General features: G+C 69.1%; 7 protein-coding genes. 2 read left to right on the forward strand and 5 right to left on the reverse strand.

The window, feature by feature from the left end; all coding sequences use genetic code 11:
- Positions 1–68: 68 nt before the first annotated feature.
- The 4 genes from VHK87_RS13400 to ykgO are packed head-to-tail and all read right to left on the reverse strand — an operon-like array spanning position 69 to position 2,448.
- Positions 69–452 carry a GtrA family protein gene (locus tag VHK87_RS13400; protein WP_329635395.1) on the reverse strand — a complete coding sequence of 128 codons (384 nt, stop codon included), beginning with the start codon at positions 450–452 and terminating at the stop codon, positions 69–71.
- Positions 449–1,648 carry a glycosyltransferase family 2 protein gene (locus VHK87_RS13405; RefSeq protein ID WP_329635396.1) on the reverse strand — a complete coding sequence of 400 codons (1,200 nt, stop codon included), beginning with the start codon at positions 1,646–1,648 and terminating at the stop codon, positions 449–451. Before VHK87_RS13405 ends, VHK87_RS13400 begins: the two co-directional genes overlap by 4 nt.
- Positions 1,649–1,701: 53 nt before the next feature.
- Positions 1,702–2,304, reverse strand: a complete 603-nt coding sequence (locus VHK87_RS13410; protein WP_329635397.1) for an HAD family phosphatase — start codon at positions 2,302–2,304, stop codon at positions 1,702–1,704.
- Between the two features lie 18 nt (positions 2,305–2,322).
- Positions 2,323–2,448, reverse strand: coding sequence for a type B 50S ribosomal protein L36 (ykgO, locus tag VHK87_RS13415; RefSeq protein ID WP_111513452.1), 126 nt, complete (start codon positions 2,446–2,448; stop codon positions 2,323–2,325).
- Between the two features lie 163 nt (positions 2,449–2,611).
- Between ykgO and VHK87_RS13420 the strand changes: the two genes are divergently transcribed.
- Entirely contained in the window at positions 2,612–3,856 is a 1,245-nt protein-coding gene (locus VHK87_RS13420; RefSeq protein ID WP_329635398.1) for a lytic murein transglycosylase, read from the forward strand.
- Here VHK87_RS13420 and VHK87_RS13425 read toward each other — a convergent pair.
- Positions 3,853–5,169 carry an MFS transporter gene (locus tag VHK87_RS13425; RefSeq protein ID WP_329635399.1) on the reverse strand — a complete coding sequence of 439 codons (1,317 nt, stop codon included), beginning with the start codon at positions 5,167–5,169 and terminating at the stop codon, positions 3,853–3,855. The two genes, VHK87_RS13420 and VHK87_RS13425, sit on opposite strands and share 4 nt — an antisense overlap.
- A gap of 103 nt (positions 5,170–5,272) precedes the next feature.
- On the opposite strand from VHK87_RS13425, the gene motA reads away from it, so the two are divergent.
- Positions 5,273–6,142, forward strand: a complete 870-nt coding sequence (gene motA, locus VHK87_RS13430; protein WP_329635400.1) for a flagellar motor stator protein MotA — start codon at positions 5,273–5,275, stop codon at positions 6,140–6,142.
- Positions 6,143–6,325 lie beyond the last annotated feature (183 nt).

Genomic DNA, 6,325 nt, shown 5'->3' on the forward strand with positions numbered 1-6,325 from the left:
CAGCCTGGGCATCTACCCGGCCCCGTTCACCTGGCTCTTCGACCGCAGGCTCCACTTCGTCACCCTGCTCAGGTGCGACGCGTAGGGAACACCCACAGCAGCGAGCCCAGGTAGGAGATCGCGCCCGCCAGGCCGGTCGAGCCGATGGCGACCAGCAGCGGCGGCAAGCCCAGGAGGCTGCCTCCGATCTCGCCGGCGAGGGCCGTCAAGCCGGCGCAGGCCGCCTGCAGGATGAAGTACCTGGGCAGGGCCGAGCCGTGGGCGTGCCGGCCCTGGAAGGTCCAGCCCCGCTGGAGGGAATAGCCGACCACGAAGCCGATCGCGTAGGCGGTCAGGTTCGCCGCCCACGGCCGCCAGCCGATCTCCAGCAGCGCGAACGAGGCGACGAAGAAGGTCAGCGAGGCGAGGCCGCCGGAAACGATGAACCGCGCCAGGCGCGCACGCGCGCTCACGGGCCCTCCGGGCCGCGCAGCTTGGGGATGTCCAAAGTGCCCAGCAGGAAGGCCGAGAAGAAGGTCTGCAGCGCCACCGCCACCAGCGCCAGGCCGCCAATGACCAGGCGCGGGATCATCGGGTCGGTCAGCGGTCCAAAGCCGCGCTCCAGCCAGACCATGAAGGCGTAGCCGAAGGTCAAAAGGCCGGCGATCAGCAGGGCCAGGCTCAGCAGGGCCATCCGCTCGGTATTGATGTGGCGCATGAGGGTGTTGGCGGTGCGGCTGGCGGGCAGGAAGCCGGTCATGGCCGCATAGCGCCGCGATAGAACCCCGAAGGTGATCATCTGCACCCCCGCCAGGATCATGAAGCAGCCCGCCACGAAGGCGTTGATGTCCATCACTACCCCGCCCGGCAGGGTGAGGGGCCCCGGAAGCAGCGAGGCGGTCAGGCCGGCCCCAAGGCCGCTGGTGAGCAGCCCGGGATAGAGGAACAGCCAGCGGGGGCTGTAGATCAGCAGGAACTTCAGGTGCCGCCACCCGTCGCGCCAGGTCCTCAGGTGCGGCGGGCGGCTGCGGCCGTCGGGCTTGAGCGTCGTCGGCGCCTCTTCGATGCGTACGGCCCCCAGCGCGGCCTTCACCACCATCTCGCTGGCGAACTCCATGCCGGTGGTCTGCAGGCGCAGGCTGCGGATCGCATCGGCATGGAAGCCGCGCAGCCCGCAGTGGAAGTCGCCGACCGGAATGCGGAAGAACATCCGGCCGAGGAAGCTGAGGACCGGGTTGCCCAGGTAGCGGTGCAGGAAGGGCATGGCCCCCGGCTCGATCCCGCCTTTGAACCGGTTGCCCATAACCAGCTGAGCGCCGGCCCGAAGCGGCTCCACGAAGGCGTCAAGGCGCGCGAAGTCGTAGCTGTCGTCTGCGTCGCCCATGATGATGAAGCGGCCGCGCGCCGCCTCGATGCCCCCGATCAGGGCCGCGCCGTAGCCGCGCCGGGGGACGTCGACCACGCGCGCCCCGAGGCCGCGGGCGATCTCCTGGGAGCCGTCGTCGCTGCCGTTGTCGGCGATCAGCACCTCGCCGCGGACCCCGGATCGCTCCAGATAGCCCTTCGCCTTCTCGATGCAGACGGCGAGCGTCTCGGCCTCGTTGAGGCAGGGCATCAGGATGGTGAGCTCCAGGTCGCCTTCGGCGCCGGGACGGTCGTTCGCGGTCATGATTCGCCCGTCTCGATGGGTGACGGCCTAGGACCTACACCATCGCAGGGGGATCAGAGCAGCCCCCGCGCTTCCAGGGCCGGCCGAAGCTGCGCCGGATCGGTGAAGTGGTGCACGTCGAAGCCAAGCGTCCGGGCCGCCTCGATGTTGCGGGGCCCGTCGTCGATGAACAGGACGTCTTGCGGCGCATGGCCGAAGCGCTCACAGGCCAAGCGGAAGATCGCCGGATCCGGCTTGATCAGGCCCTCAGCGCCGGAGATCACCACGCCCTGCAGCCGGCCGAACGCCGGGCTCATCGCGAAGGTGCCCTCCAGGGTGTGCTGCGAAATGTTGGAGAGGCCGTGCTGCGGCACGCCGCGGGCGTGCAGCGCCTCGATGGCCGCCTCGGTCTCGGCAATCGGGCCGGAGAACATCTCCCACCAGCGCTCGCCCCAGGCGCAGATCGCCGCCTCGTGGTCGGGGAATCGGGCGATCAGCTCGGCCCGGTTGTCCTCGAACCGCACGCCGAGGTCATGGGCCTCATGCCAGGCCATGGTGCAGATCTCGGCCAGAAAGCGGTCACGCTCGGCCGGGTCGGGGAATATCTTGGAATAGAGCGTGCGCGGATCCCAGCGCACGATGACGTTGCCGATATCCCAGAGCACCGCCTTCGGCATCTCGGGGTCGGCGCGGCCTCAGCCCTGCTTGGCTTTGAAGCGCGGGTCGGTCTTGTTGATGATGTAGACTCGGCCCTTGCGGCGCACGAGCTTGCAGTCGCGGTGACGCGTCTTGAGCGACTTGAGCGAGCTTCTGACCTTCATGACCTTGTCTTCACGCGAATGACCGGCCGGTCCCCCAGCGGGGCGGCGACAGAGCGGGCGCATATACGGGGAGTGCGGCGGGGAGTCAACGCAGCGGCGGCTTCGCGCGCTTTTGAACCGGGATGTGTTCCGCCGTTCATGCGACGCAGGCTAGGGTCTGCGGATGCATCGTAGAGTCTTCCTCGCCCTGCTGCTCGCCGGCTGCTCCACGGGACCCGCCGCCGCCCAGCCCGTACCTGCCCCGCAGGCCCCCGCCGCCCTGCCCCCGCCGCCGCTGGGGCCGATGAGCTTCAATGACTGGCTGGAGAGCTTCAAGTCGCGAGCGGCCATCGCCGGGGTGCCTCGGGCCGTGCTGGAGCGGGAGCTGGCGGGCCTGACGCCCAACGACCGGGTCTCGGCCCTGGATGGCGCCCAGCCGGAGTTCTCTCGGCCGGTCAGCGCCTACATCAAGTCCGCCCTCACCCAGAGCCGGATCGACATCGGCAAGCGCCGCCGGAACGATCCCTTCTTCCCAGCCATCGAGCGGCGCTACGGCGTGCCTCGCGAGATCCTGATGGGGGTCTGGGCCCAGGAGTCCGGCTTCGGGACCATCCTCGGCGACATGGATATCATCCGCTCCATGGCCACCCTGGCGGCGGACGGCCGTCGGCGGGCCTGGGCCGAAGGCGAGCTGGTCGCGGCGTTGAAGATTATCTCCTCGGGCGAGCATCCGCGCAGCCGCATGAAGGGCTCCTGGGCGGGCGCCTTCGGCCAGACCCAGTTCATCCCCACGACTTATCTCTCCACCGCCGTCGACGGCGACGGGGATGGGCGGCGCGACCTCTGGGGCTCGCCGGCCGACGCCCTCGCCTCAGCGGCCAACCTGCTGGCCAAGGCCGGCTGGCGACGCGGCGAGAGCTGGGCGCGGGAAGTCACGGTTCCGGCCGGCTTCGACTTCTCGCTGACCGAAGGACCGAAAGAGACGCCGGACTGGTGGGAATCGCGCGGCGTGCGTCGGGCCGACCGCCAGCCGTGGAGCGCCGCCGACCGGGCCGCCCCGGCCCAGCTGCTGGCGCCGTCGGGGGCGAACGGGCCGCTGTTCCTGCTGTTCCCGAACCACTTCGCGATCCGCCAGTACAACAACTCGGTGGCCTACGCCCTGGCCGTGGGCATGCTGGCCGACCGCTTCGCCGGCATGGGCCAGCTGGTGAAGCCCTGGCCCGAAGAAGTCGGCCTGGCGCTGGCCGATCGTCAGGCGGCGCAGCGGGCGCTGGTCAGCCTCGGCTTCAACCCGGGCACGCCGGACGGCGTCGTCGGCGTCAACACCCGCTCGGCGCTGCGGGCCTGGCAGAAGTCCCGGGGACTCGTCGCCGACGGCTACCTCTCGATGGACATGGTGCGCCGGCTGCGCGCTGAGGCGGGGGTCTAGATCCCACCGCCCTCGTTGCGCTTCTCCAGCGTCGCCATGGTGGCGTCCTCGCGGGTGGCGGGCATCGGATCGGCGTTCTTCAGCTGGTTGTTCTTGAAGGCGTAGACCAGCAGCGCCGCCAGGATGACGGCGTTGAGGACGAACGGCCCCCAGGCCAGGTGGCGGTAGAGCCAGACGAAGGCCGGGGCCAGCACCACGTTGACGCCGTTGACGGCCGCGATAGCGCCGGCCGCCCGGGCCTGTTCCCCCATGTTGACCGCCAGGGAGGCGCCGGCCGTGAACCCTGGGCGGGCGAAGCCGAATCCCAGGCTGGAGACGGCGTAGCCGACCACCACGCTCCAGTAGCCGGGCGAGAGCGCCACGATCAGATTGCCGACCGCGGCCACCGCCACGCCCCAGCGCAGCAGCTGGCGCGGGGTCATGTCGAACATCCGGATGATGCCCCACTGGGCCAGCAGCCCGGCCACGGCGCCGAACATCATCGCCACGGCGATGAAGCCCTGCGCCTCGGTCGGCGACATATCCAGGGTGTCGAGGATCAGGAATCCTAGCGTCTGGCCTTGCGCTGTCTGGCAGACAGCGACCAGGAAGCCGTAGATCAGGAAGGGCGTGATCCTGGGATCGCGCCACATGGGCCGGACCTTTCCCCTGGCGTCCAGGGGCTCGGGCTCCGCCTCGTCCCCTTGGGCGCGGTGCTCGCTCTCGGGCAGGTAGCGGACGACGACGGCGAGCATCACGCCGGCGATCAGCGAGAAGGCGAACAGCGGCCCCGATAGGCCGACGAACGGCAGCACGAACAGGGGCGCCAGGAACGGCCCGATCACGGTGCCCAGGCCGAAGGCGCCCGCCAGGCTGGACATCGCGCCGGTCCGTTTCTCGGGCGGGGTGTACTCGGCCACATAGGCCTGGGTCGCCGGGTTGGACGCCGCGCCGAAGAAGCCGAACAGGGCGCGCGCCAGCAGGAAGCAAATGAAGATCACCGCCCAGTGGGCGAGGTGCGCCAGGCCCGCGGCGACCACCACGCCGCACAGCGCCATGGAGACCATGAACCCGGCCAGTCCGACGATCATCAGCGGCTTGCGGCCGTGCCGGTCCGAGGCCCTGGCCCACATCGGCGAGGAGAAGGCCCACAGCAGCGCCGACAGCGAGAAGATCGCCACCACCGCCTCGTCGGGGATACCCGTGGATCGGCCGATCGCCGGCAGCACCGAGATCAGCCCGGTGTTGCCCATCGCCGTCGCCAGCGACACGCCGAAGATGATGGCGAAAGAGCGCTTCGGTATCCCGTCGGGCGTGGTGGAGGGCTGGCTCATGCCCCGCTGTTAGGACGCGCCGGGAGCGGGTGCAAACCCTCTCGCTCACCTCGCCTTAAGCATTAACGGCCAAGGTGCAGCCCAGAGTTGGGGGCCCGTCCGCATGTTCCAGATTATCGGCATCGTCCTGCTGTTCGCGATGGTGTTCGGCAGCTACTTGATGTCCGGCGGGCAGATGGGCGTGATCACCCACGCGCTTCCTCACGAGATGATGGCGATCGGCGGCGCGGGCGTCGCGGCCTACCTGATCTCCAATTCCATGACGACGATCAAAGCCACCGGCGGCGGCATGGCGAAGGTGTTCGCCGGCCCCAAGTGGAAGGCGTCGGACTACAACGACCTGCTGGCGCTGCTCTTCCTGCTGACCAAGACCATGAAGTCCAAGGGCGTCATCGCCCTGGAGAGCCACATCGAAAATCCGGGCCAGAGCACGATCTTCTCGCGCTTCCCCAAGGTGATGAAGGACCACTTCGCGGTCGACTTCATCTGCGACACCCTGCGGATGATGACGATGAACCTGGAGGATCCCCACCAGGTGGAAGACGCGATGGAGAAGCAGCTCGAGAAGCACCACCACGAAGCGCTCGCGCCGGCCGGCGCCCTGCAGAACCTGGCCGACGCCCTGCCCGCGCTGGGCATCGTCGCGGCGGTGCTGGGGGTCATCAAGACCATGGGCTCGATCACCGAGCCGCCGGAGGTGCTGGGAGCGATGATCGGCGGCGCGCTGGTCGGCACCTTCCTCGGTGTCTTCCTGGCCTACGGCCTCGTCGGCCCGATGGCCGCCCGGCTGAAGAACGTCGTCGAGGAAGAGCACGCCTACTACAAGATTATCCAGGCGGTGCTGGTCGCCCACCTGCACGGCAACGCCGCACAGATTTCGGTGGAGATCGGCCGCGGCAACGTGCCGTCCGAGTCCCAGCCCAGCTTCCTGGAGCTGGAAGAGGCGCTGTCGAACATCCCGGCCGAGGGCTGACGCTGAGATTGCGGCGCTCAGCCGGCAATGGTGAAAAAAGTGATCACGGGGCCGTGAATAAAGCTCTTGTCCGGCGCGCGAACCGCGGCATAGTCGATCCCGCGTCCGTGATCTGATCCCTCCTCGCTCCGGCCTCACGGACGCGGAGGAGCAGGTCGCAGCAAGGGCGTAAGAACCCCGACC

The sequence above is a fragment of the Phenylobacterium sp. genome (assembly GCF_036263695.1).
Classification (GTDB): Bacteria; Pseudomonadota; Alphaproteobacteria; order Caulobacterales; family Caulobacteraceae; genus Phenylobacterium.

Bases quoted from the DNA above. Each gene is read 5' to 3' on its own strand.
- VHK87_RS13425 (WP_329635399.1), bottom strand. From the start codon at position 5,169: ATGAGCCAGCCCTCCACCACGCCCGACGGGATACCGAAGCGCTCTTTC.
- VHK87_RS13420 (WP_329635398.1), top strand. From the start codon at position 2,612: ATGCATCGTAGAGTCTTCCTCGCCCTGCTGCTCGCCGGCTGCTCCACG.
- VHK87_RS13405 (WP_329635396.1), bottom strand. From the start codon at position 1,648: ATGACCGCGAACGACCGTCCCGGCGCCGAAGGCGACCTGGAGCTCACC.
- VHK87_RS13410 (WP_329635397.1), bottom strand. From the start codon at position 2,304: ATGCCGAAGGCGGTGCTCTGGGATATCGGCAACGTCATCGTGCGCTGG.
- motA (WP_329635400.1), top strand. From the start codon at position 5,273: ATGTTCCAGATTATCGGCATCGTCCTGCTGTTCGCGATGGTGTTCGGC.
- ykgO (WP_111513452.1), bottom strand. From the start codon at position 2,448: ATGAAGGTCAGAAGCTCGCTCAAGTCGCTCAAGACGCGTCACCGCGAC.